General features: G+C 57.4%; 21 protein-coding genes and 1 pseudogene. 12 read left to right on the top strand and 10 right to left on the bottom strand.

The window, feature by feature from the left end:
- Window positions 1-105 precede the first annotated feature (105 nt).
- The 3 genes and pseudogenes from N018_RS28495 to N018_RS04050 all read left to right on the top strand — a co-directional run.
- Window positions 106-876, top strand: a pseudogene (locus N018_RS28495) (MCP four helix bundle domain-containing protein); the annotation flags it as partial.
- On the top strand, window positions 850-1,731 hold the full coding sequence (locus N018_RS28490) for a methyl-accepting chemotaxis protein (RefSeq protein WP_418903466.1): 882 nt from the start codon (window positions 850-852) through the stop codon (window positions 1,729-1,731). The pseudogene N018_RS28495 and the gene N018_RS28490, both read left to right, overlap by 27 nt.
- Before the next feature lie 210 nt (window positions 1,732-1,941).
- Complete coding sequence (locus N018_RS04050) at window positions 1,942-2,442, top strand: GAF domain-containing protein (protein WP_025388898.1); 501 nt, start codon at window positions 1,942-1,944, stop codon at window positions 2,440-2,442.
- 13 nt (window positions 2,443-2,455) lie between these two features.
- Here N018_RS04050 and N018_RS04045 read toward each other — a convergent pair whose 3' ends face one another.
- Window positions 2,456-2,911: a GNAT family N-acetyltransferase gene (locus N018_RS04045; RefSeq protein ID WP_025388897.1), complete on the bottom strand. Its 456-nt coding sequence runs from the start codon at window positions 2,909-2,911 to the stop codon at window positions 2,456-2,458.
- 438 nt (window positions 2,912-3,349) lie between these two features.
- On the opposite strand from N018_RS04045, the gene N018_RS04040 reads away from it, so the two are divergent.
- The 3 genes from N018_RS04040 to N018_RS27910 all read left to right on the top strand — a co-directional run bounded on the left by N018_RS04040 (window position 3,350) and on the right by N018_RS27910 (window position 6,467).
- Window positions 3,350-5,173: a sensor domain-containing phosphodiesterase gene (locus N018_RS04040; protein ID WP_025388896.1), complete on the top strand. Its 1,824-nt coding sequence runs from the start codon at window positions 3,350-3,352 to the stop codon at window positions 5,171-5,173.
- 91 nt (window positions 5,174-5,264) lie between these two features.
- Complete coding sequence (locus tag N018_RS04035) at window positions 5,265-6,050, top strand: sulfite exporter TauE/SafE family protein (RefSeq protein WP_025388895.1); 786 nt, start codon at window positions 5,265-5,267, stop codon at window positions 6,048-6,050.
- Between the two features lie 216 nt (window positions 6,051-6,266).
- Window positions 6,267-6,467 (top strand): hypothetical protein, encoded by a 201-nt coding sequence (locus N018_RS27910; protein WP_024647235.1) that lies wholly within the window; start codon window positions 6,267-6,269, stop codon window positions 6,465-6,467.
- Between the two features lie 319 nt (window positions 6,468-6,786).
- On the opposite strand, the gene N018_RS04025 is transcribed toward N018_RS27910, so the two are convergent.
- From N018_RS04025 to N018_RS03985, 9 genes are all read right to left on the bottom strand, one after another.
- Window positions 6,787-6,981 (bottom strand): hypothetical protein, encoded by a 195-nt coding sequence (locus tag N018_RS04025; RefSeq protein WP_024647236.1) that lies wholly within the window; start codon window positions 6,979-6,981, stop codon window positions 6,787-6,789.
- Between the two features lie 188 nt (window positions 6,982-7,169).
- Window positions 7,170-7,409 (bottom strand): PLD nuclease N-terminal domain-containing protein, encoded by a 240-nt coding sequence (locus N018_RS04020; protein WP_024647237.1) that lies wholly within the window; start codon window positions 7,407-7,409, stop codon window positions 7,170-7,172.
- A gap of 287 nt (window positions 7,410-7,696) precedes the next feature.
- On the bottom strand, window positions 7,697-9,250 hold the full coding sequence (garD, locus tag N018_RS04015) for a galactarate dehydratase (protein WP_025388894.1): 1,554 nt from the start codon (window positions 9,248-9,250) through the stop codon (window positions 7,697-7,699).
- 10 nt (window positions 9,251-9,260) lie between these two features.
- Window positions 9,261-10,646: an MFS transporter gene (locus tag N018_RS04010; protein WP_024647239.1), complete on the bottom strand. Its 1,386-nt coding sequence runs from the start codon at window positions 10,644-10,646 to the stop codon at window positions 9,261-9,263.
- Window positions 10,647-10,810: 164 nt separating this feature from the next.
- Entirely contained in the window at window positions 10,811-11,722 is a 912-nt protein-coding gene (kdgD, locus tag N018_RS04005; protein ID WP_005620479.1) for a 5-dehydro-4-deoxyglucarate dehydratase, read from the bottom strand.
- A 307-nt stretch (window positions 11,723-12,029) separates the two neighbouring features.
- On the bottom strand, window positions 12,030-12,779 hold the full coding sequence (locus tag N018_RS04000; protein WP_024645562.1) for a FadR/GntR family transcriptional regulator: 750 nt from the start codon (window positions 12,777-12,779) through the stop codon (window positions 12,030-12,032).
- A gap of 99 nt (window positions 12,780-12,878) precedes the next feature.
- On the bottom strand, window positions 12,879-14,612 hold the full coding sequence (locus N018_RS03995; RefSeq protein ID WP_024645563.1) for an ABC transporter ATP-binding protein/permease: 1,734 nt from the start codon (window positions 14,610-14,612) through the stop codon (window positions 12,879-12,881).
- 89 nt (window positions 14,613-14,701) lie between these two features.
- The gene (locus tag N018_RS03990) at window positions 14,702-15,262 is read right to left on the bottom strand and encodes a response regulator transcription factor (protein WP_024645564.1); all 561 of its coding nucleotides are present in this window, start codon (window positions 15,260-15,262) and stop codon (window positions 14,702-14,704) included.
- The gene (locus N018_RS03985) at window positions 15,259-16,518 is read right to left on the bottom strand and encodes an ATP-binding protein (protein WP_024645565.1); all 1,260 of its coding nucleotides are present in this window, start codon (window positions 16,516-16,518) and stop codon (window positions 15,259-15,261) included. The genes N018_RS03990 and N018_RS03985 overlap by 4 nt, the downstream gene beginning before the upstream one ends.
- A gap of 206 nt (window positions 16,519-16,724) precedes the next feature.
- On the opposite strand from N018_RS03985, the gene N018_RS03980 reads away from it, so the two are divergent.
- The 6 genes from N018_RS03980 (at window position 16,725) to N018_RS03955 (ending at window position 26,273) form a co-directional block, all read left to right on the top strand.
- Entirely contained in the window at window positions 16,725-17,438 is a 714-nt protein-coding gene (locus N018_RS03980; protein WP_024645566.1) for an SIMPL domain-containing protein, read from the top strand.
- Window positions 17,439-17,645: 207 nt separating this feature from the next.
- Window positions 17,646-19,202, top strand: a complete 1,557-nt coding sequence (locus N018_RS03975) for an HET-C-related protein (RefSeq protein WP_025388893.1) — start codon at window positions 17,646-17,648, stop codon at window positions 19,200-19,202.
- 96 nt (window positions 19,203-19,298) lie between these two features.
- Window positions 19,299-20,906: an ABC transporter substrate-binding protein gene (locus N018_RS03970; RefSeq protein WP_025388892.1), complete on the top strand. Its 1,608-nt coding sequence runs from the start codon at window positions 19,299-19,301 to the stop codon at window positions 20,904-20,906.
- A gap of 257 nt (window positions 20,907-21,163) precedes the next feature.
- The gene (locus N018_RS03965) at window positions 21,164-22,792 is read left to right on the top strand and encodes an ABC transporter substrate-binding protein (RefSeq protein ID WP_024645569.1); all 1,629 of its coding nucleotides are present in this window, start codon (window positions 21,164-21,166) and stop codon (window positions 22,790-22,792) included.
- Between the two features lie 319 nt (window positions 22,793-23,111).
- Window positions 23,112-24,701, top strand: coding sequence for an ABC transporter substrate-binding protein (locus N018_RS03960; protein WP_024645570.1), 1,590 nt, complete (start codon window positions 23,112-23,114; stop codon window positions 24,699-24,701).
- Window positions 24,702-24,857: 156 nt separating this feature from the next.
- The gene (locus N018_RS03955) at window positions 24,858-26,273 is read left to right on the top strand and encodes an OprD family porin (RefSeq protein WP_024645571.1); all 1,416 of its coding nucleotides are present in this window, start codon (window positions 24,858-24,860) and stop codon (window positions 26,271-26,273) included.
- The last annotated feature ends 4 nt before the right edge of the window (window positions 26,274-26,277 follow it).

Here is a 26,277-nt window from a genome sequence, read left to right as displayed (position 1 = left end):
AAGTTTCATGGCTTTTAATTAAAGCTCGCCCGGCTTCGGCAGAAAACCCGTTATTGGAAGGGGCTTTTCACCCGTCCGCCTGTTTTTTTGCCGCTGGAGGCAACCATGAACCTCAGATCGTTAAATATCTCGCGCAGGGCATCGTTGTGCTTTGGCATCATTACCCTGCTTTTAATAGGCCTGGGGGCGTTTTCTTACGTTCAGATCGGCCACTTGCGCGGGGCGGAGCAGAACATAGAGGAGAACTCGCTGCCCAGCATTCAGGTCGTCGACGATATTCAGATCGCTCTGCTTCATGCCCGCCTGGAAAGCATCCGCATGCTGGCAAGCACAGACCCTACAGTGCGAAGTACCGCCGCGACCAGCGCCCGGGAAGCCATTGATACGCTGCAATCACGCAGTGAGTTCTACCGGCAGCATTTGATTTCCGGCGAGCAGGACCGAATCCAGTTCGAGGACGCCCACAACAAGATGGACGCCTACGTGGCAGGTGTGAAGCAGATCATTACAACCGACGCTACGGATCACGAAAAAGCGTTGTCTTTCGCCAACAACGAGCAAGTCAAACGGGCCAATGCCTATCAGGCCGATCTCAGCACACTCCGTGGGCAGAATGCGAAAGAAGCTGAACTCTCTGGCAGTGACGCCACGGCGGTCTATGACCACAGCGTCAATGTACTGCTGACCGTGGTGATTATTGCGTCGATATTGACGGTGTTCCTTGCGATTGCGCTGACCCGCAGTATTGTCGATCCGATCAGCGTCTCCCTGAAGCTCGCAGAAGACATCGCGGCAGGCGATCTGACCCGACAACTGGAAGTCACCGGCAACGACGAGGCGTCCCGCCTGATGACCTCGCTGAACCTGATGTCGAAAAACCTGCGCGAGACCATTCAGCAAATCTCCGGCGCGTCGGCTCAACTGAGCACCGCCGCCGTCGAAATGACTTCAATCACCGAAAGCGCCGACCGCACCCTGCAACAACAGAACAGCGAAATCGAACAGGCCGCGACTGCCGTAAACGAAATGAGTGCTGCCGTAGAGGAGGTCGCTCGTAATGCTACGTCCACGTCTGAAGCGGCTCAACAGTCCAGCGTCTCTGCCGACCTGGGTAACCAGCGCGTTTCGGAAACCCTGATCGCCATGCAGAACCTGACCGGACTGGTTGAAGGTTCATCCGCACAGGTCACCGCCCTCGCCGGTCAGGCACAGGACATCAGCAAGGTACTGGGCGTGATTCGCGGAATTGCAGAGCAGACTAACCTGCTGGCACTCAACGCCGCCATCGAAGCTGCTCGCGCAGGTGAACAGGGTCGCGGGTTTGCAGTGGTGGCTGATGAAGTTCGGGCACTGGCGCATCGCACACAAACCTCTACCCAGGAAGTGGAACAGATGATCTCGGCGATCCAGGCGGGCTCGTCCGCTACCGTCGAATCCATGCAGAAGAGCACGCTGGAAGTTCACAACACTCGTAAAACGGCAGAGGACGCCGGGCAATCACTGCGCCAGATCACCGATTCGGTATTGGAGATCAACAACCGCAACCTGCAAATCGCCACCGCCTCTGAACAACAAGCGCATGTAGCGCGGGACGTGGACAGAAGCCTGATCAGCATCCGCAACCTGGCCGTGCAAAGCAGCGAAGGCACACGCCAGACGCTGGAAGCCAGTAACGAGCTTTCTGAGCTAGCGGTAAATCTGAATGATTTGGTATTACGATTCAAAACGTGATGCTCTTGCGTTTGCAACGCTGACGAATGCAGCGTTGCCAAAGCGTGCGTCCTGACCAATTCTAAAAGTTGATACTAAATATTATGGGTAACGACAAGATAGCTATGTAAGCCCTGATCAGATATGGCACGATCACACTCTGCACGGAATCGACAGCGCCAGGCTTACTGCCGACGCTGCATGAGTGTTTTATGACCAGGGTGATACATTTTGAATAGCAACCTGACTTCAGCAGAGCTGGCAGTCATCAGTGAAATCGAAGCCACTTCCAGCCTCTTGCGGCTGGTTACCCGCCTGACGGGGTTGAGATTTGCAGCGATTGCGAAAGTGACTGATAGCAGTTGGACCGCGTGCGCAGTCTACGACGAAATCAATTTCGGACTGGAACCGGGTCACGAGCTCAAGCTTGAAGCCACGCTGTGCAATGAACTGCGCCAGCACAGGCAGCCCATTGTCATCAACGAGCTGGCTACCGATGCGGTTTACGCAGAGCACCCCGTTCCAAAGCTCTACGGCTTCCAGAGCTATTTTTCGTTGCCCATCGTTTTTCCCAATGGCGATTTCTTCGGCACGCTGTGCGGCCTGGACACTCTGCCGGCGCAACTCGACGATCACGACACCCTCGACACCCTGAAAGTATTCTGCACACTGATCGCCAGTACGCTGTATGCGCACTACCAGTTGCAGGAAATTCAAGAGGTCACCGCCTGATACGCGGTAAGCCTCAGACGCTTAACTTCCGCTCCATGATCAAGGTACGCTCCTCGCCATGCTGTTGCTCGCGCACGACCTCAAAACCCAGCGCGACGTAGAACCCCTGTGCAGTCAACGATGACGGCACCACCAGAGACAACACGCCATTCCCACGGGCAACCCGCTCGACCTCACACATCAATAGCCGTCCCACCCCATGCCGGTGCCATTCGGGATCAACAAACACCGAACGCACAGCCCGCCCGTCCAGGCTCGCGGTTCCGACGATAACCTCCCCCGCTGCGGCGACAAACACAAGACGCCGCAACATCAATACGGCTAATGCCTCCGGGGTGAAACTCTGCTCCACGCGCTCGATAACACTGACGGGGTAATCCATGGCGTTGCTGGTGCGCAGCGTGGTCAGGATCAGACGGCTGATGGCGGGTGTGTCTGATGGGGTGGCAGGACGGATGTGGAGAGTCATTTTTTTTGGCTTGTTGAGACTGAGATTATGCCGGCGGCAAAATAGGTAAATGACTGCTACGCAGGTCCTTGATGAACATTTGGCGCCTTTGTAACGGATTCGATACGTAAACGTTTTATGCCAGGTTTCTTCTGCTCAGGCGAACTTCCAAGCCCTTCTCAAACGATGCTGGCCAGCGCTTGAAGTACAGACACTGTTCAACATGCCCCCATTATCTCGTGCCGTTTACAACCAGGCGACGAACGGCAATAGCTATAAAGCCCCGAAAATAAAAGGACAAAGCCTTGTTAATCGGGCTTGTAGGACAAACCGCCCTCAAAAAACCTGCGCTTCTGCCGACTAATTGTATGTCGCGCGCCCGTAGTCGAAAATTTTTCGTCTGTTAAAGTGAATAACGTGATGTCAAATAGTCATCATTGAGCACCCAGCGAGAATTCTATGAACGCCAGCGCCCCCATCCCGATGAATGAAACGCAACGCCTGTTGCGTATTAGGGAGCTGTGCGTCCTTGAAGATACGTCAGATGAGGTACTGGACGAGATCGTGGCGATGACCGCTGCGTTCTTTCAGGCGCCCATCGCGCTGGTCTCGATTGTTGACGAAAATCGCCAGTGGTTTCGCTCCAGGGTCGGTATGAAGGCCATAGAGACGCCGCGCAACGTTTCGTTTTGTGCCTATACGATCCTTTCCGACACGTTGTTCGAGGTGCCCAACGCCACGATCGACGAGCGTTTCATGAACAACGGTCTGGTCACCGGGCACCCTGATATCCGCTATTACGCCGGAGCCCCGCTGATTACTGATGACGGCTTGGCGCTGGGCAGTCTGTGTGTGATCGACACCCAGCCTCGCGAGCCTATGACCGAACACCAGATGCAGATGCTCAAGGGCTTTGCGTCACTGGTCATGAAGCGCATCGTCAGTCTGCGGCTCAGTTGCTTCATCGACCAGCCCACCGGCCTGTACAACCGGTCGCGCCTGCAGGAAGACATTCAGCAGGCGCTGGCGTCCGGTATCGATTACCAACTGGTGGCGGTGGACATGATCACCTCCACGTTCCTCAACGATATTGTCAAAGCGCTCGGTTACAGCTTCTCTCAGGACATGGTGACGGAGATCAAGGCGCGCCTGGAGAGCCTGTTACCGCAGGGTTGTTCACTGTACAAGGTCAGCCCTACCCGCTTCGGTTTTCTGCTGCCGGGGGACCGTGTGCCTGATCACCTGTTTCGCACCCTCCTGCGAGACTTCGAGACGCCGGTCGAATGCAGGGGCATTCCGGTGCTGATGCAGGTGGGTCTCGGAATCGTGACCTTGAATCGCGACCCGAATGGAAAACAGGACTGGATGCGCATGGCCATCAGCGCGGCTGACGACGCACGTGACCGCGATCTCGGCTGGGCGATGTACGAACCGCACTTCGATGCCGCCCAGCAACGCGCTTTCAAGTTGCTCAGTTCGCTGACCACCGCCGTGCATGCCCACGATCAGTTGCGCCTGGTTTATCAGCCCCGCATCGACCTCGAGTCCGGCCTGTGCACTTCGGTGGAAGCCTTGCTGCGCTGGAACCATCCGACGCTTGGCCCCATCGGCCCTGCCGAGTTTGTACCGCTGGCCGAAAAGACCGCCCTGATGCGCCCGCTGAGCCTGTGGGTATTGAAGAGCGCAATCGAACAGGCAGCACGCTGGCAGCAGCAGGGCTTCGACTTCCGCATTGCCATCAACGTCAGCCCGGAAGACCTCACCGGCCCAGCCTTTACCGACCGCATGATCCGCCTTTTGGGGCAGCACAAGATCGATCCGACCCGGTTTGAGCTGGAATTCACCGAAGGTGCGTTGATGCACAATCCGGCCGAAGTGCGCCACCAATTGGAACGCATGCGCCAGATGGGCATGGATGTCGCAATTGATGACTTCGGCACGGGCTACAGCAACTGGAATTATCTGCGCCAGTTGCCGGCCACCACGGTCAAACTTGACCAGTCCCTGATTCGTAATCTCGCGTCCGACAAGACTGATCAGCGGCTGGTTAAAGCATTAATCGGTCTGGCCAAGAAATTGGGCTACTGCGTCGTGGCTGAAGGTATCGAAACCGAAGAGATTCGCCGCCTGGTCAAGCAATGGGGCTGTGACGAGGGTCAAGGCTATCTGATTGCCAAGCCCATGGAGGCTAACGCACTGGTTGACTGGCTGGGCCCGACCCGTCGCCTTCAAAGCGTTGTCGAAGCGGCCGAAGCGGCGATAACCCGCGATAAGCGGTTATAACCTTAGATCCTTTCTTCATAACCGTTTCAGACTCAAGTCGTTATGCTTCCCGGCACTTTTTGCCTGATGCATGTGTTCGACAGGGTTGGTTATGGAAGCGGGTAATCTGGGTTTTGTAGTAGCAGGGTTGGTGGTCGGTTTCATCGTGGGCATGACGGGCGTCGGTGGTGGCTCGTTGATGACGCCGATTCTGCTGTGGTTCGGCATCAATCCGGCGACAGCTGTGGGGACGGATCTGCTGTATGCCGCGATTACCAAATCCGGCGGGGTTCTGGTTCACCGTAAAAATGACAATATCGACTGGAAAGTCACTGGGCTGTTGACCTTGGGCAGCGTCCCGGCAGTATTGATGACGCTGTGGTTCCTCAGCTCGCTGCATACAGCACCTGACGCGTTGAACGCGATTATCAAGCAGGCACTGGGGTTTGTCCTGTTGCTCACCGCTACCGCCATTCTGTTCAAGAAGAAGCTGCTGGCGTTCGCCCACGGGCGCGGCGATGGAAAATCTTTTTTCAGCGGCACCAGCCTGACCGTACTGACGGTCATCACTGGCCTGATTCTCGGCACCATGGTGGCGCTGACGTCTATCGGGGCGGGCGCGCTGGGCACTGTGGCGTTGTTCATTCTTTATCCATTGCTGCCCACTCGCCGCCTGGTCGGCACGGAAATCGCGCATGCCGTTCCGCTGACACTGGTCGCAGGTTTAGGCCACGCGAGCATGGGCAATATGAACTGGGAATTGCTGGGCTGGCTATTGATGGGGTCGTTGCCGGGCATTTACCTGGGCAGCCACATGGCGGGTCGTATATCCGATGATTTGCTGCGCCCTTGCCTGGCAATCATGCTCGGCATCATCGGCTTCAAACTGGCGTTCTGACGCCGGCCTCATCAGCCTGTCACATTTCTGCGTCAGGCTGCCCGCGTGCACACTTTTTCAGAGTTCCTGATGCAGCGGTTCGTCGGTGAGTTGCACTCATCGGGATTTGTATTTTTTTGTAGCACCACGCAGATTTTCGGCGCAGGCTTTCGGTCGTCTGCTTGATAGCCGATGACCCGGCACAGATTCAACCTTACTGACTGGAGGATGCCAACAATGCTTATCCGAATTGAAGAAGGTATGTACGGAGCTAATTGGGTTGTAAAGCTGGGTGACTACCCGGTGAGCTGCCGGAGCTGGCAGGAAGCCAGAGAATTTGCAGATCGCATGAAATCCAGGATCGATGCGCCTCATACACTCCCCTACATGACGCAACATGCCGCTCCCGAGCGAAGCGCCAGAGCAATGGCCCGCTAAGGCGCCGATCTCCAAACTGAATCCCTGATCAGCGCTGTATACGGCTGACATACATTTCTTTGCCTATCGTGCCGATGCATCGCGTCGGTACGATAAGCATATCCTGCAAATCCCCGTCACCACGCCGCCTTTACTGAATTATCGACCAGGCACTCTTTTAAAACAGTTCTCGTTTCCATGACATCCGTTTCACATCTTCTTCACGTGAGGCTGGGTAAATTGAACCCACTCCTTTGATGAATCCCATTTGGCCCACCCCGTTGTGGGCCATTTTTTTGCCTGCGAAAAAGTAACGCTCTACCCGGCTCGCCAAGCCTGATCATTCACTCTGCGGCGCTGTAGCGCTCAGGACGGTCGTCGCTGACGCCGTCAGCACACCGCTACTCAATTCTGCCAATCGATCACTGCCCGTGCCGGTGGCAACATTGTTGCTCCAGCTCGCAGTCACCGTCGCCATCCAGCCCAACACAAACAATGCAACCGCCTGCAACGCCCACTTGGTAATGATCGACATGTGCTCTCTCCTTTTCCGGTCTGGATGGCGAGCATGTAAACACCTCACCATTGCAGAAGAATTGCAGAGATTTTTCTTTTTGCCAGTCGGCAGCGCATCTTTCCATGAAGATGTTCAGCGAGCGGGACGATGGAGTCTTTGAAAAAGAAATACCCCGCCGGCTGGCGGGGCATTTCCGGAAGGCGGGGTCAGTACTTGGTGCTTTGCTGTTCAGGTTTGGCCGGGGTGTCCACATGGCGCGGACCTGCAACCAGCAGTGCCAGTACGCCAGCAATCGGCACGGCGACAACGATGATGATCCACATCAGCTTGTTGCTGGACTGCGTCTTGCTCTTGCGAATACGCAACACTGCCCAGATGTCCGAAATCACAATCAAGGCAGTCAACGCTGCGAACAACCACAAATGATTTTCCGATATCCAACCCATTTGAAATCTCCTGCACCTTCAACGAAGGCAGCCAGACCGGCTGCCCATACTGTAGAAGAGGCATGAAAGTACCTGAAAGTTCAGAGAATCTTTCGGAATGTAACCGGGTGCTCGACACTGGAATGCGCTTCACCGCAGAGGCAAGAGCGTCCAGAACGGCACGCCCACGCGGAGCATGGGCACAATAGGCGTGCGTTCACGCACAGATCGGTACATGTTCAGACACGGATCGTTCTTCACGCTCCAGCGTCGGAATACCGTTCGCGACGCTGCGCCTCACACTCCCGTCAGGTAATCGGTGCAGGGTTGAAGAGCGTGATGTCGTTGTGTAGCCGGTAGTGTTCGGTCCAGGTCTTTTTCTTGCCGCTGGCCACGTCGAGATAGAAATGGAACAACTCCCAGCCCAGATCCTCGATGCTCGCACGACCGGTCGCGATGCGTCCGGCGTCTATGTCGATCAGATCAGGCCAGCGCTGGGCCAGTTCGGTGCGGGTCGAGACCTTCACCACCGGCGCCATCGCCAGACCATACGGCGTACCGCGTCCGGTGGTGAATACGTGCAGGTTCATCCCGGCGGCCAGTTGCAATGTGCCGCAGACAAAATCACTGGCAGGCGTGGCGCAGAAGATCAGCCCCTTGCCGCTGACCCGCTCGCCAGGGCCAAGCACGCCGTTGATCGCGCTGCTGCCGGACTTGACGATAGACCCCAGGGATTTCTCGACAATGTTCGACAATCCTCCCTTCTTGTTGCCCGGCGTGGTGTTGGCGCTGCGATCCGCCTCACCTTTGGCCAGGTAGCGGTCGTACCAATCCATCTCGCGAACCAGTGCCTGGGCGACGTCCTGATCCTGCGCACGGGACGTCAGCAGATAAATGGCATCCCGCACTTCCGTCACTTCGGAAAACATTACAGTCGCGCCAGCACGTAACAGCAGGTCCGAAGCATAGCCGAGGGCCGGATTGGCGGTGATACCGGAAAACGCATCGCTGCCGCCGCACTGCATGCCCAGAATCAGCTCCGAAGCCGGAACCGTTTCGCGCCGGCGCACATCCAGTTTCTTCAGGCGCGTTTCGGCCAGCTCCATGATCTGCTCGATCATTTCGTTGAAGCCGTGGCTGGAGTCCTGAAGTCGGTACAGCCAAGGATCGCTGAGGTCAACCGAACTGTCGCCTTCATGCATGACCTGCCCGGCCTGCAATTTCTCGCAGCCCAGGCTGATCACCAACGCCTCGCCACCCAGATTCGGGTTGCGTGCCAAATTGCGCACAGTACGAATCGGGATGTAGGCGTCGGTGGCGGTAATGGCCACGCCGCAACCGTAACTGTGGGTCAGCGCTACCACGTCATCGACGTTAGGGTACTTGGGCAACAACTCCTCACGAATGCGCTTGACTGCATGATCCAGTACGCCGGTCACACACTGCACGGTGGTGGTGATGCCCAGAATATTGCGGGTGCCCACCGTGCCGTCGGCATTGCGGTAGCCTTCGAAGGTAAAACCCTCCAGCGGTGGCTGTTTCTCTGGCACTGCATCGGACATCGGCAGGCTGTCGAGCGCTGGCGCGGATGGCATGCGCAGTTGATCTTCCCTGACCCAACTGCCGCGCGGTATCGGTTGCAGCGCGTAGCCGATGGTATGGCCATAGCGAATGATCGCCTCGCCTACCGCAAGGTCAACGGTGCTGACCTTATGGCTTTGCGGCACGTTATCGACGGTCACCAGGCCGTCGTCGAATTCGGTTCCGGCCGGCACGCCCTGGTCGTTGACCACGACCACAACGTTATCCAGCGGATGCAGCCGGATGTAGCGTGGAGAATCGGCATGTTGAATCAGGTTCATCACGGTTTCCTCAGGATTTTGCTTCGGAAAGGTCGCTGACCGAGTCGTTCAGCAATGGCCCCTTGGCAGGCGGCTCTTTCAATTCCACACGCTTGATTTCGCCCACAATGAAAATGTAACTGATCACCGCCACCAGCGCGTTGGCGCCGACAAACACCAGTGCCCATTTGAACGAGCCGGTGCTGCTGATGATGTAGCCAATCACAATCGGGGTGGTGATCGATGCAACGTTACCGAAGGTGTTGAACAGGCCGCCACTCAAACCGGCAATCTGCTTGGGCGAGACGTCGGACATGACCGCCCAGCCCAGCGCGCCCACGCCTTTACCGAAGAAGGCCAGGGCCATGAAGCCGACGACCACCCACTCCACGTCCACATAGTTGCAGGTCACGATAGAGGTCGACAGTAGCAGACCGCCGATGATCGGCGCCTTGCGGGCGAAGGTCAGCGAATGGCCCTTGCGCAGCAGATAATCGGAAATGATCCCGCCCAATACTCCGCCGATAAACCCGCAGATGGCTGGCAAGGACGCGATCATGCCTGCCTTGAGGATGGTCATGCCACGCTCCTGAACCAGGTAGACCGGGAACCAGGTCAGGAAGAAATAGGTGATGCCGTTGATGCAGTATTGGCTCAGGTAGATGCCAAGCATCATGCGGTTGGTCAGCAACTGGCGAATATAGTCCCACTTGGGGCCGCTGTTGGCTGCCGCTTGAGTGCCTTTGCCCTTGTCCTGATCCAGATCGACCAGCGCACCATTGCTGGCGATGTGTTCGAACTCGGCCTCGTTGATCATCGGGTGGTTGCGCGGGCCATAAATGACCTTCATCCAGATCATCGAGAACACGATGCCGACTGCGCCCATGACCACAAACACGTGCTGCCAGCCGTAGGTGTAGACGATCCAGCCCATCAGCGGAGCGAACAGGACGGTGGCGAAATATTGCGCCGAGTTGAAGATTGCCGAAGCTGTGCCGCGTTCGGCGGTCGGGAACCAGGCGGCGACGATGCGTGCGTTGCCTGGGAAGGAAGGCGCTTCGGCCAGCCCGACCAGAAAGCGCAGCATGAACAGCGCGACGATGGCCGTGGAAATACCAAATTCACCCACATAGCCTTGCAGCAGGGTGAACAGCGACCAGGTGAAAATGCTCATGGCATAGACTTTTTTCGACCCGAATCGGTCAAGCAGCCAGCCACCAGGGATCTGGCCAGCCACGTAGGCCCAGCCGAATGCAGAGAAGATAAAGCCCAGTGTGACCGGAGTGATGCCGAGGTCTTTCTGGATACTGGAACCAGCGATAGCGATGGTGGCACGGTCGGCGTAGTTGATCGTGGTGACGAGAAACAGCATCAACAAAATCAAATAGCGGACGTGCGTCGGCTTGGACTTTTGCATGGTAGAGCTCCCACTGATTATTTTTTTAGGCGGGTAAAGCTGTTTTTGGGTAAAGCGTTACAGGCCCCTTGGCAGTGCCACGGCGACGACATCTACCACCTGTAAGGGTCATGCATTGCAACGAAAAAACCGCTGATTGCTCAGCGGCTCTGTCGTAGCAAGTGTTATTGCTTGCCTTGCTTGTCCATCAGAGCGGCGAGCATGTCGCACTCGTCGGGGGTCAGGTCGGTCAATGGCGCACGAACCGGCCCTGCGTCGTAGCCAGCGATCTTCGCGCCAGCCTTGACGATGCTCACGGCATAACCGGCTTTGCGGTTGCGGATTTCCAGATAAGGCAGGAAGAAATCGTCGATGTACTTGCCGACTGCCTCGTGATCGTCACGGGCAATGGCGTGGTAGAAATCCATCGCCAGTTTCGGTACGAAGTTGAACACCGCGGACGAGTAGACCGGTACGCCCAACGCCTTGTAGGCAGCGGCGTAGACTTCGGCGGTAGGCAAACCGCCCAGGTACGAGAAGCGATCACCCAGACGGCGACGGATCGAAACCATCAGCTCGATATCACCCAGGCCATCCTTGTAACCGATCAGGTTCGGGCAACGCTCGGCCAGTTGCTCCAGCAGGGTTGGCGTCAGGCGGCAAACGTTGCGGTTGTAGACCACCACACCGATCTTGACCGATTTGCACACCGCTTCAACGTGGGCAGCAACGCCGTCCTGACTGGCTTCGGTCAGGTAGTGCGGCAGCAGCAACAGGCCTTTGGCACCCAGACGTTCGGCTTCCTGAGCGTATTCGATAGCCTGGCGAGTCGCACCGCCCACACCGGCCAGAATCGGCACGCTGGTAGCGCAGGTGTCGACGGCAGTCTTGATGATTTCAGAGTATTCGCTGGCTGCCAGGGAGAAGAACTCACCTGTACCGCCCGCAGCGAACAGAGCGCTGGCGCCATACGGGGCCAGCCACTCAAGGCGTTTGATGTAGCCAGCGCGATGGAAATCGCCCTGCGCATTGAAATCGGTAACCGGGAAGGACAGCAGGCCGGAAGAGAGGATGGACTTCAGTTCTTGTGGATTCATTATTCGAACACCCTGGGGACATAATTGTTAGAAGATCACCGGGCCAGTGCCGATGTCGTAAGTCATCGTACAACTGATAATAAAATCACTCAACAGGGATTTTCGGGTTTTTTCAGCGCAAGGAGACAGCGTCCGGTTTGAGCAGGCGGTATGGCGCAGATCTGTGACGCGGAGCGTCACCCAGGGCATTCCTACGCTGGAGCGTGAGCAACGATAATCTCGACTATCGTGCGACGCTCCGCGTCGGCATGCCGTTCTGGACGCTCTGCGTCCGATCTTGATTGAGCGGTGTAGGCAGGTGCGGGCATCAAGCCCGCTGCGATTCAGCCTCTTCATGCGCGTGGCGCAGGCGTTCGCGGCTGTTGGTCAGGTGCAGGCGCATGGCGGCACGGGCGGCGTCGGAGTCCTGACGGGCGATGGCGTCGAAGATCTCTTCGTGCTCACGGCTCAGGCGGTCCATGTAGTGCTGCTGATCATCGTGGGCCAGGCGCGCAGAATTCAGACGCGTGCGCGGAATGATACTGGTCCCCAGGTGCGTCATGATGTCAGTGAAATAGCGGTTGCCGGTCGACAGCGCGATCTGCAGGTGAAACTGGAAATCCGACGCCACTGCATCAGTTGCGTGTGTGGCACTTTCATTGAGTGCGTCCAGAGCAGCACGCATGGCTGCCAGTTGCTCGTCGCTCCGGCGCTGGGCGGCAAGCCCTGCCGACTCCACTTCCAGACTGATGCGCAGCTCCAGAATTGCCAGCACATCACGCAGGGTCACGATGGTCGCCGGATCAATGCGGAAGCCGCTGGGGCTCGGCGTGTCCAGAACGAAGGTGCCGATCCCGTGACGGGTTTCGACCAGGCCGGACGCTTGCAGGCGCGAAATCGCCTCACGCACTACCGTACGACTGACGCCCTGCTCTTCCATGATTGCGGATTCGGTGGGCAGTTTGTCACCGCGCTTGAGCTGACCGCTGCGAATACGCTCGGACAGCTCGGTCACCAGCTCCTGCGCGAGACTGCGATGTTTTCTACGGGCGCGAGGCAGAGCGCTTTGATTTTCCATCCAACGTCGATCTCTGGACTGCTAAACAAGGGCTAATCATAGCTCAGCGGTTGTATGATCACACCCTCAAAAATCGCCGTTCTCCGGGCAAAATCAAGCTCAAACAGGCTCGGAAGTCGATTGTTCGATCAACGTCCCCCTTTCCACCCGCACATGCCGATCATGAAAACGCTTCAAGCTGCTGCGATGCCCGACGCTGAGCAAGCCGAGTCCAGGCAGACCTTCGATGATCGCGCGGTGCATTGCTGCTTCGTCTTCTTCATCCATGGCCGAGGTGGCCTCATCCATGTACAGCCAGCGCGGTGCAATCAGCAGCGCACGCGCAAACGCCACGCGCTGCTGCTCGCCGGGTGACAGAAAGCGTTGCCAGTGATTGCTTTCATCCAGATGCGGCACCAGATGCTCAAGACGGCATTGAATCAGCACCTCGGCAAAGCGTTCCGCCGAATAGTGCTCGGGGGGCTGTGGATAACTCATTGCCCCGCGCAGGGTCCCGATTGGCAGATAAGGCCGCTGCGGCAGGAATAGCGCCGCGCCGGCCGGCAGCTGAATCGTACCTGCGCCTTCTGTCCACAAACCGCCCAGCGCCCTTAGCAAAGAGCTCTTCCCGCTGCCTGAACGACCGCTGAGCATTACCCGCTCACCTGCACCTATGCGCAGATTGGCATCGCTCAGCAGCTGTCGACCACCCACAATGCTCAGCCCCAGGTCGCGAAGAACCAACGCGTCATCGACGACGACTGTCTGGATGGCAGGCTGTTGCGCCTCATAATCGGTCATGGCCTGGCGGAAACTCAGCAGACGATCAGACGTGGCGCGCCATGAAGCCAGCGTGCTGTAGGCACTGATGAACCAGCTGAAGTTCTCCTGCACATTGCCGAACGCCGAATTGATCTGCATCAGATCCCCCAGTTCGATCTTGCCTGCGAAATACCGGGGCGCAGCGACGATGAAGGGGAAAATCAGTGCGATTTGCCCATAGCCCGAGGTGAAGAATGTCAGGCGCTTCTGGACTTTCATGGAGGTCCGGAAGTTATTCCAGATCATCGTGAAACGCTCGCTCAAGCGCTGGTTTTCATTCTTCTCACCTGCGGACAAGGCAATGCTTTCGGCATTTTCCCGTACCCGCACCAAGGCAAAACGCAGGTCTGCTTCATAACGCTCCTGCTGGTTGTTCAGCGGGATCAGGCGCTTGCCAATCCAGTGGGTCAGCAGGCTGCCCACCAAGGCATAGAGCATGGCCGCCCAAAACATGTAACCCGGAATGGTGACGCCAAACAGTTCGATGCTGCCCGAAACGCCCCAGAGAATGACCGAAAATGAAACCAGGCTTACGACTGCGCTCATCAGACCCAGCGCCAGGCTCAGTGTGCTGGTGGTGAATTCGTTGAGGTCTTCGGACAGGCGCTGGTCAGGGTTATCGGTGTAACCGCCCTGCTCCAGGTGGTAGTAATTTTTCTGCGCCAGCCAGCGGGCAAAGTGCTGCTCGGTCAGCCAGCGACGCCAGCGAATGGTCAGCATTTGAGTCAGGTACAAGCGATACACAGCGGCCAGAATGGCGATAGCGGCAATCCCGCTGAAATACAGGATCAGGTGGGTGAACGCAGCCAGATCCTTGTTCTGGACGGCGTTGTAAAACTCTCGATACCAACTGTTGAACAGGACGGATATCTGCACACTGAACAGCGACAGGGCGATTACCGCGATCAGCAAAGCCCAGGCAGACTTCTTTTCCTCGCTGCGCCAATACGGCGCTATCAGCCTCCAGACACCGGAGAAGAACGCCCCTTTTACCGTATCGTTAACGACAGAATATTCAGCATTGCGATTCATGTAGTTCAGGCTCGCTCTCTGTGGAAGTCCGATGCCTGAGCACAATGAAGCAAAAAAAAGCCTACACGATCACTATGAAAAAACCTTCATCAACGCCGCACGGGACGCTTCTGCAACTTGCGCTGCAAGGTTCGGCGGTGCATGCCCAGCGCACGCGCAGTCGCAGAGATATTCCCTTCGTGCTCGGCCAGCACGCGCTGAATGTGTTCCCACTGCAAGCGGTCGACCGACATCGGGTTCTCGGGCACGAGCGTGTCGAGGTTGGCGTGCTCGGACAGCAACGCAGCAAGCACATCATCGGCGTCGGCGGGCTTGCACAGGTAATTGCAGGCACCACGCTTGATGGCTTCGACCGCCGTGGCAATGCTCGAATAACCGGTGAGGATCACCACGCGCATGTCCGGGTCCATTTCCAGCAACTTGGGTAGCAGCACCAGCCCGGAATCGCCATCCATTTTCAGGTCCAGCGCGGCGTATTCAGGAATGTCCTGCTGCGCCAGCGCCAAACCCTCTTCAGCCGACCCGGCCGTGCTGACGCGAAATCCGCGCCGGCTCATGGCGCGCGCCATCACGCGGGTGAACGTGGCATCGTCATCGACCAGCAACAAATGCGGCAGCTCTTCGCCTTCAACCTGAATATCGTCACTCATGCTTCTTCTCCTCGCGTGTCACGGGGCAGGCGCAGCTCGGTGAGCGTACCGCCTTCCTCATGACTGTAGAGTTTTACCGAGCCACCCGCACGGGTAACACTGGCTTTGCTCAGGAACAGACCCAGGCCGAAACCTTTGCCCTTGGTAGTAAAGAACGGTTTGCCGATCTGCTCGGCAATTGCCAGCGGCACACCCGCGCCGTGGTCGCGAATACTGATGCAGACTTCTGCGCTGTCCCAGTCCAGATTGACTTCCAGCCCATCAGGACAGGCATCGGCGGCGTTATTGAGCAAATTGAGCAGCGCCTGGGTCAAGTCTGGCGGCGGGGCCAGCATCGGTACCTCGCCCTTGCCCAGTTGATAGAAGCGGTAACTTACTTCCGGTCGCATCAAATGCCAGCGGTTGAGCGATTCGTCCAGCCAGCGGGTGGCGGTCTGATGCTCCACGGCCATGCGCCGGTTGGCTTCGGCAGCACGCACCAGTTGCTGGAGGGTCTGTTTGCACTGTTTGACCTGCTCCTGCAATACCGACAGGTCTTCCTGCAAGGCCGGGTCGCTGTGGTCCTGACGCATTTCCTTGAGCAGCACGCTCATGGTCGCCAGGGGTGTGCCCAGTTCGTGAGCAGCGCCTGCGGCCTGAGTCGCGACGGCGAGCAACTGCTGATCGCGCAAGCCCTCTTCACGACGCTCGGCACGCAGCTGTTCCTGACGGCGCAGTTCCTCGGCCATCTTCGCCGCAAAAAAGGTGATGACGCCCGCGGCCAGCGCAAAGCTCAGCCACATACCGTAGACCTGCATGTTTTCGCGGGCAATGGAGTCGGTTTCCAGCGGATAGGAACGAACCATCAACATCGTGTACATCGTCAGCGCGAAGCCAGACAGGATCAGCGAGTAGCGCCAGGGCAGCGTGGCAGCGGCGATGGTCAATGGCACCAGATAATAGGAGACGAACGGGTTGGCCGAGCCGCCCGAGTAATACAGCAAGGCACTGTGAATCAACAGGTCGAGGGCCAGTTGCAAGGCGTACTCAAACTCGGTGAGCGGCAGGGACGTGCGCAGCCGGATGACGGTCAGGCCGCACAGAACCAGCGAGCAACCCAGCGTGATCGACAGCTGCAGCCAAGGCAACGGCAGAAAATCGAACAGCCACGCAATCCCGACCGAACCTGCTTGCGCGGCCAGCACCAGAATGCGGATGAATGTCAGGCGCCACAGGTTTTGACGTGTGGCTGAAAGCATTTGAACGGGGGCGAGCATGAGCTCTCCTGATGAGTGCTCCAGGTGGATCGCGACGAGTATAACCAAGCGGGAGGCAAAACTCGAAACGTGCGTCAACGCACCACATACCTGACCTGGCGCAGCGGACGCCAGGTCATCGCAGGAACCCGTGTATAACGCTACAGTCTCAAGGCTTTGCACCCTCCGGCAATTGTCGGAGGGCCGTTTGATAACAAGGAGCTTCCATGTTCAATCTCCGCCCTGCTGCCGCGCTCGTCGCGCTGGCCGCTGCTCTGTCCAGCCTGCCGGCTCTGGCTGAAGAAGCCCGTTACAACCAGATTTCCCTGCGCGCCGAAGTGAATCAGGAAGTCCAGCGTGACCTGATGCTCGTGACGCTGTACACCGAAGCGCAGGACAGCGACCCAGCCAAACTCGCGGCGCAGATCACTGAAACGCTGAACAAGGCGCTAGGCCAGGCGCGTCAGGTCAAAGACGTGAAAATTCGTCAAGGCAGCCGCAACAGTTATCCGGTCTACGACGATAAAGGCCAGAAGATCACCGGCTGGCGCGAGCGTGCCGAACTGCGTCTGGAAAGCGCCGATTTCGCGGTCCTGTCAAAGCTCACCGGGGAAATGCTGACCGATCTGAAAATGGGCGGCATGGATTTCTCGATCTCGCCGTCGACCCGCAAGACCAGCGAAGACGCGTTGCTCAAGGATGCCGTGACGGCGTTCAAGGCCCGTGCGCAACTGGTCACCGAAGCGTTGGGCGGTACAGGCTACAAGCTGGTCAACCTGAACCTTAATACTTCGGGCTACCCGCAGCCGTATTTGCGCGCGCCGGTCATGATGATGGCAAAGTCTTTGCGTGCAGACTCGGCGCCAACGCCAGAAGTCGAAGCGGGCACCAGCCAGGTCAGCGTTGCGGCTGATGGCGTGATTGAAGTCGCGATTCCTTGATTCACCAGGCGGCAGTTTCGACTGCCGCCACTTCCCGCCCCCCTCCCTCTTGATCCCCCTCTGCGCCTCGGCAACCTCCTACGTCTGCTGACGTGTCGTCTGATTGGCGACAGCTGCGTCGACGGCGAAACTACCCACCTACTTTTAACTATAACCGCCCTGACCGAGTGAAACGGCCGGCGCGCCTTTACCCTCAAGGAATCAAGGATGAATCCCCCAGAGACTACTGCCGAAAGCTTTGCTGCTGCCATTGATCAGGATGCGAATACAAACGGCGAGCCGCTTCCCACCCCCTTACGATTTGAAGCCGGAAAAGGCGACGAACACAAACAGACTCATGGCGCTATCGAAACCGTTCTCGAATCTGCAGGTTTCAGTCCTGAAGAGATCCGTGCGATCTATTTCGGCAATTGGCTGCGCGACTACTCGCAACTACTCGACCCGAAAATCGTCAGGGCGACGAACATGCCGAAAAGCTTTCCTGACCTGCTGTCCCGTGAAGCGCTGACCCGCATCGTGGACGTGCTGGCAGTGAAGGAATTCACCGATCTGATGAAGATAGATCGCCCACGCTTTGTGGTGACGCCGGAGCGACTCGGCGTCTATCGTCCTGCTGAGCACATCGATAACCCCAAGGCCATCAACCCCAACCCGGTAAACCCCAAAGAGCGCGACGCCGACTTTGATGACTGGGTACTGCCCGACGATCCGGCTTTAAACGTCGACTACGACACGTCGATGAAGCGTTATATCCAGCGCTCGGCGGACCTCATGGCTACCGGTCTTGAGTCGGCTGCAAAAGCAGGTCAGGGGTCTACTGAAGGGCTCCGGGACATGGGCGCGGCACTGCATATTCTCGAGGACTTCTTCGCCCACTCCAACTTCGCCGAACTGAGCCTGATCAAGCTCGGCCATACTCATGTGCTGCCCTGGACGTCCACAGCAGACTGCAAGCATCAACTGCCGCTGGTGACCGGTACGTTCGGCGGCAGCGATATCATCGCCAGCCTCGCAGAACCGCTTGGCAATATTCTGTTTTCGCCAGACGACAAACCGTTCGAGGCGCTCAAGGCTGGAGAACGTTATGAGCGCGACCAGATTATCCAGATCATCCTCGGCGAGCACCCGGACGAGAAATTGCTTGAAGGCTATGAGGCCTTCTTGCGGGCACGTGACCAATGGGCCAGCCAGCCGTTCTCCGAGCAGGTCGAACAGTTCTACGCATTCATCGCTACGCCCGGGCGCTTGCTGGGCAATGCGTTCGGTATCGCCATGCAGAGCCTGGCCGTGTGGCTGGGTAACAGCGTCGACGACCTGCAAACCCTGCTCGACGAAGATCCGAACACCAGTGGTTCGACCGACCCGTCACATTCGCAACTGGCCAAGGATCACGCGCAACACCCGCTGCACCAGCTCGCCGCACTACTCGCCAGAAACGCTGTGCTTCAAGTGGGTCAGGCCGTTCTGAGCGACTGGCATGGCAAAGAGGGTGCCGAGGGTCCAGCCCACGTTGCCGCACGATTTTTCACTCACCCAATGGACAGCGACTGGCAGGACGTCATCGTCCGTGAATGGGCCGAGGCAAATCCGGAGCAGGTCGAACGTGCCGCACTCAAGAGCGAGCTGAATCAGTACCAGGCCGACTTGCAGGGCAACGCAAAGCGAGACATCCAGCGTTTCAGTCAGGACAGCAGCACCTTTTCCAGCGTTTTTTTCGAAAGTACCTCGCTGTCAGACTTGTGGGCGAGGATTACCGGCAAGTAAGCGTATTGTCCGATCCCGACCAAGTACGGCACTATCCGTTGTCTACCTGACTGTCGACTTTCAAGCACGGTTATTGCCGTACCACGCGAGGGATCCATGGGACAAACACTCTTCAAACCGCTGCTGCTGACCACTGCGCTGCTAGCCTGCGCACCCATTGCCCAGGCGGCGAGCACGCTGGTGTATTGCTCCGAGGCCAGCCCGGCAGGTTTCGACCCCAGTCAGTACACCAGCGGTACCGACTTCGATGCCTCCGCTGAAACCGTCTTCAACCGCCTGACCCAGTTCAAGCGTGGCGGCACCGAAGTGGAACCGGGCCTGGCCACACGCTGGGACGTTTCGCCAGACGGACTGACCTACACCTTCCACCTGCGCGACGGTGTGAAATTCCACACCACCGACTACTTCACGCCGACCCGCACTTTCAACGCCGACGATGTGCTGTTCACCTTCAACCGCCTGCTCGACGCCAACCATCCGTTCCGCAAAGCCTATCCGTCGGAGTCGCCGTACTTCACCGACATGGGGCTCAACACGACGATCAAGAGCGTCGAGAAAGTCGATCCGCAGACCGTCCGCTTCACGTTGAACAACATCGATGCAGCGTTCGTGCAGAACCTGGCGATGAGTTTCGCCTCCATCCAGTCCGCTGAATACGCGGACAAGCTGCTCAAGGAAGGCAAGGCGGAGGAGCTGAACCAGAAACCCATCGGCACCGGGCCTTTCGTGTTCAAGCGCTACCAGAAGGACTCGCAGATCCGTTACGTCGGCAACACCGACTACTGGAAGCCCGAGGATGTGAAGATCGACAACCTGATCTTCTCGATCAGCAGCGATGCCGCCGTGCGTATGCAGAAGCTCAAGGCCGGTGAATGCCAGGTCAGCGGCTATCCGCGTCCGCAGGATATCGAAGAGATGAAGAAGGACCCGAAGCTCAAGGTCCTGAGTCAGCCGGGTTTCAACCTGGGTTTTCTGGCCTATAACGTGACGCATGCGCCACTGGACCAGCTCAAGGTTCGTCAGGCGCTGGACATGGCCATCGACAAGCCGGCCATCATCAAGGCGGTATACCAGAGCGCAGGCCAACTGGCCGAAAACGCCCTGCCGCCCGGCCAGTGGAGCTTTGACCCGACCATCAAGGACGCCCCGCACGACCTGACCAAAGCCAAACAACTGCTCAAGGAAGCAGGTGTAGCACCGGGTACCAAAATCGACCTGTGGGCCATGACCGTCCAGCGCGCGTCAAACCCCAATGCGCGCATGTCCGCACAGATGATCCAGTCCGACTGGGAGAAGATCGGCATCAAGGCCAACATCGTCAGCTATGAATGGGGCGAATACATCAAGCGCGCCAAAGCCGGCGAACACGACGCGATGATCTACGGCTGGACAGGCGACAACGGTGATCCTGATAACTGGCTCGGCGTGCTCTACAGCTGCGCTGCGGTTAAAGGCAGCAACTACGCCAAATGGTGCGACCCGGCTTACGACAAGCTGGTGCAGCAGGCCAAGGTCACCACCAATCGCGATGAGCGCATCAAGCTCTACCAACAGGCACAGCACATTCTCAAGCAACAGGTGCCGATCACCCCGATTGCCAACTCGAAGGTGTTTCAGCCAATGCGCCAGGAAGTGCAGGACTTCAAGATCAGTCCATTCGGTCTGACCCCCTTCTATGGTGTCAGTCTGGGTACAGTGAAGTAACAACAGGGCTCCAACCGGGTGCATTTTTCTCACCCGGTTGCGCCTCAATGGTGCGTTAAACGTATCAAAATGCTTCGCGCAAACGATCAACTACCAGGAAAATTACACTTTCGCGACATTCCTGTACGAACGTGCCACTCTTTGTCGCTTCTTTGGCGTCAGTGTCTTGCTTTGGGTATGGCCCCTGCATAAGTATCGGACGGATCGGCTCATGAGGTCGTTCCCTCTAATCAAAAATGACAACAACTGAGGCAACCATGCTCAAACACGCGGTCATTCCGTTTCTGCTCGGCGCCAGCTTGCTCGCCAGCGCACCTTTCGCCCACGCAGCATCAAACCTGGTGTTTTGCTCCGAGGGCAGCCCTGCCGGTTTCGACCCAGGCCAGTACACCACTGGCACTGACTTCGACGCTGCGGCAGAGACTGTTTTCAATCGTCTGACCCAGTTCGAACGCGGGGGCACCAAAGTTGTGCCAGGCCTGGCGACCAAATGGGACATCTCCGAGGATGGCCTGACGTACACCTTCCACCTTCGCGAAGGCGTCAAGTTCCACACCACGCCATATTTCAAACCGACCCGCGAATTCGACGCCGATGACGTGTTGTTCACGTTCAATCGCATGATTGACAAGGACATGCCTTACCGCAAAGCGTATCCGACTGAATTCCCGTACTTCACCGACATGGCGATGGATACCAACATCACCAGGATCGAAAAGATCGACGACCACACCGTCAAGTTCGTTCTGGGCAAGGTCGACGCCGCGTTCATCCAGAACATGGCCATGAGCTTCGCGTCGATCCAGTCCGCAGAATATGCGGCCAAGCTGCTCAAGGAAGGCAAGCCGGAGTTGATCAACCAGCAGCCGATCGGCACCGGTCCGTTCGTGTTCAAGAGCTATCAGAAAGACTCCAACATTCGCTACACCGGCAACAAGGATTACTGGAAGCCTGAAGACGTCAAGATCGACAACCTGATCTTCGCCATCACCACCGATGCTTCGGTGCGCATGCAGAAGCTCAAGAAGAACGAGTGCCAGATCACGGCTTATCCTCGTCCTGCCGACCTCGAACCGCTCAAGGCCGACAAAAACCTGAAGATGCCTGATCAGGCGGGCTTCAACCTGGGTTACATCGCCTACAACGTGATGCCTCAGATCAAGGGCGAAGACCATCCAAACCCGCTGGCTCAGTTGAAAGTGCGCCAGGCGCTGGACATGGCGGTCAACAAGCAGCAGATCATCGACTCGGTTTACCAGGGTGCAGGTCAATTGGCGGTCAACGCCATGCCGCCGACCCAGTGGTCCTATGACACCACTATCAAGGACGCCAAGTACGATCCCGAGAAAGCTCGCCAGTTGCTCAAGGAAGCCGGCATCAAGGAAGGCACCGAGATTACCCTTTGGGCGATGCCGGTTCAGCGTCCTTACAACCCCAACGCCAAACTGATGGCCGAGATGCTCCAGTCTGACTGGAAGAAGATCGGTATCAACGCCAAGATCGTCAGCTACGAATGGGGCGAATACATCAAGCGTGCCAAGAATGGCGAGAACGGCGCGATGCTGATTGGCTGGAGCGGCGACAACGGTGACCCGGACAACTGGCTCGGCACCCTGTTTGGCTGCGATGCACTGAATGGCAACAACTTTGCCAAATGGTGCGACAAGCCATTCGACACCCTGATCCATCAGGCCAAGGAAACATCGGATCAGGCCAAGCGCACCGAACTGTACAAACAGGCGCAACACCTCCTGAAAGATGCAGTGCCGATGACCCCTATCGCGCACTCGACGGTCTATCAGCCCATGCGTACCAGCGTTCAGGACTTCAAGATCAGCCCGTTTGGCTTGAACTCCTTCTACGGTGTGAGCGTGACCGGGAAGTAATCGCGGCGGTTACTGCGCCGTTCATCCGGCGCAGCCCTCCGCTATACCTGACTCTGAGACCCGTGCGACAAGTTGAAAAAGTGTCGTCAATGACACTTTTTCACTGTCACCAAGATTTTTCCTACGAGCTTTGCAGACTTCAAGCCTACATACCGCCCGCCTCTACCGACTTACCGTCGAAAGGTTGCAGTAACAGGCAGGGAGCTGCTGCTTCATGGCTCAGGTAAATCCTGATGTATCGGGCGTGCTGTTCCGATTGCTGCCTATGGGCGTGTTAGACATCGAGCCTTGGCTCGTCCTTTGAAGGATAGGGATCATCATGCGTAAAACTCTTGCGATGACGTCGTGCCTGGGGCTGCTTGCTCTGGCTCCGCTGGCACAGGCGAGCAATCTGGTGTTCTGTTCGGAAGCAAGCCCGGCGGGCTTTGACATTGCCCAGTACACGACCGGGACTGACAATGATGCTTCCGAACCGATCTATAACCGCCTGACCGAGTTCAAACAGGGCGATACAACTGTGGTTCCAGCCCTGGCAACTTCGTGGGATGTTTCGCCAGATGGCCTGATCTACACCTTTCATCTGCGTGAAGGGGTGAAATTCCATAGCAACAAGGACTTCAAGCCCAGTCGCGACTTCAACGCCGACGACGTGCTGTTCACTTTCAACCGCATGCTCAAACCTGACCATCCCTTTCGCGTCGCTTACCCGACCGAGTTTCCGTATTTCACTGGAATGGGCCTGAACAAGAAGATCAAGTCCGTCGAGAAAACCGATCCGTTGACCGTTGTGTTCACCCTTAATACGGTCGACGCCGCGTTCATACAAAACATCGCGATGAACTTCGCAGCCATTCTGTCCGCTGAATACGCGGAACAACTGATGGCCAAGGGTGATGTGAGAAACATCAACCAGCAGCCGATTGGCACCGGCCCTTTCGTGTTCCAGCGCTATCAGAAAGACTCGCAGATTCGCTACAAAGGCAATAAGGAATACTGGGATCAGAGCAGAGTGAAGATCGACCAGTTGATCTTCGCCATCGTGACCGACGCCTCTGCGCGCATGCAAAAGCTAAAGGCCAACGAGTGCCAGGTCTCACTTAATCCGCGCCCGGCGGACCTCGCCAATCTCAGGGAGGACAAGAGCCTGCAGGTGATCGAGAAGCCGGGCTTCAACCTAGGCTACATCGCCTACAACGTACGCCATGAACCATTGGGCAACCTCCAGGTTCGTCAGGCACTGGACATGGCAGTCAACAAAAAGGCCATCATCAGCGCGGTCTATCAGGGCGCTGGGCAACTGGCAGTGAATGCCATGCCGCCGACCCAGTGGTCCTACGATGACAGCATCAAGGACGCACCGTACAACCCGGAAAAAGCCAAAGAGCTGTTGCGCGCCGCCGGGGTCAAGGAAGGCACCGTGCTGAACCTCTGGGCCATGCCGGTCCAGCGACCGTATAACCCCAATGCCAGGTTAATGGCCGAGATGCTGCAATCCGACTGGGCCAAAGTCGGCATCAAGGTCAACATCGTCAGTTATGAATGGGGTGAATACCTCAAGCGCACCAAGAACGGCGAGCACGATATCTCGTTGATTGGCTGGACCGGTGACAACGGTGACCCGGACAACTGGCTCGGCACCCTGTACAGCTGCGCCGCCATTGGCGGTAACAACTACTCGATGTGGTGTGACGAGAAATACGACCAGTTGATCAAGGCCGCCGTGGCCACCACCGATCGCGGGCAGCGCACCGATCTGTACAAACAGGCGCAACGCTATCTGAAGGAACAGGTGCCGATCACCCCGGTCGCCCACTCAACCGTAAATCAGCCGCTGCGTACCGAGGTCAAGGACTTTCACGTCAGCCCGTTCGGGCGCAACAACTTTTCGGGGGTGAGCGTCGTCGACTGACCACCTGCCAGGCTTGCTCTTGCCGTCTTGTGTACGGCAGGAGCCAGCACTTACGCATTGATACCTATAACAACGCAGGGCCACAAACCCTGCACCACCAAAAGCCAGACCTTAAAGAACTGGCATTTATAAAAGTTACAAAGGGAGCTGCACATCGTGAAAACAACTAGCACTGCGTTACTGGCATTGTCTCTATCGTCGTTTGGCGCACTGGTTCAGGCTGAACCGGCAAGCCAGACGTTCGTACCGACCGAGCTGAGTTCAAAGAATGCACAGGCCGACGCCAACGGCTTTATCGAAGATCAACACCTGACCGGCACGACACGTAACTGGTACGCCAATGAACTCAAGCGTCGCGGCGAAGTGTTCAGCTACAGAGACAACGGCGTTCCCGAGCAGACCTCGCGTCGCATCAACTGGCAACAGGGCACCATCGTCAACTACACCTCGGGGTACACCCAGGGCGTTGTAGGTTTCTCCACCGAACTGGCGCTGTACAACGCCATTGCGTTGGACCGTGACACCGATGACTTTGCAGGAAACTCCAACCGTACCCTGGCACACAGCGACGGCGACGCAGTCGGTCAGTGGAGCAAAATGGGTCTGGGCAACGTCAAGGCACGTGTATCCAACACGGTCCTGACGATGGGTCGCCAATCGGTGAATACCCCGGTCATCGCCTTCATCGGCAACCGCGCACTGCCCTCCAGCTTCCAGGGTGTTGCCGTACAGAGCGATGAGTTGAATAACCTGTCCTTTCAAGCCGGTAGTTTCGACCGCGTATCGCCACGTATGGAACAAAGCCTGGACAAGTTCCGTTCCGAGTACGGTGATCGCAGCCAGACCGCTGACCGTCTGGACATGTTCGGTGCCGACTACAAGCCGACCGACAGCCTGACAACCAGCTTTTATGCATCGAACCTGGAAGATTTCTGGCACCAGTACTACTTCGGCTTCACCCACGAACTGGGTGACAGCAAGGCATTGGCGCTCAGCACCAACCTGAACTACTACAAAACCAAGGACTCCGGTCAGAGCAAACAAGGCCCTATCGACAACGATACCTACAGCCTGTCCTTCACCGGTACGCATAACGCTCACAGCGTCAGCCTTGCTTATCAGCAAGTGTCTGGCGATGAGTACTTCGACTATGCGCACGACACCAACGCGATCTTCCTGGCGAACTCCCTGCTCTCGGACTTCAACGGCCCGAACGAGAAGTCCCTGCAGATCGCCTACGTACTGAACATGGCCGAGTACGGCGTGCCGGGTCTGAAATTCAACATCTACCAGGCGCGTGGCTGGGACATCGACGGTACCAAATACAAAGGCAACGTCTATGGCGACGTCCAGACAATCAATGGTGTTCGGACAGCGTCCGGCGTAAACGCAATGGACGGCGAAACTCACTACGAGTACGGCATCGGTACGTCGTACTCCGTGCAGTCCGGCCCGCTCAAGGCCACTGCTATCCGCGCGACTTACACCACGCACCGCGCCAGCGAGAATCAGGCTGATGGCAACATCAACGAATTCCGTCTGGTGACCACCGTTCCGTTCAACATTCTTTGAGTCG

Source organism: Pseudomonas syringae CC1557 (assembly GCF_000452705.1).
In the GTDB taxonomy this organism is placed as follows: domain Bacteria; phylum Pseudomonadota; class Gammaproteobacteria; order Pseudomonadales; family Pseudomonadaceae; genus Aquipseudomonas; species Aquipseudomonas syringae_F.
This window is presented reverse-complemented; position numbering and strand designations above follow the sequence as displayed.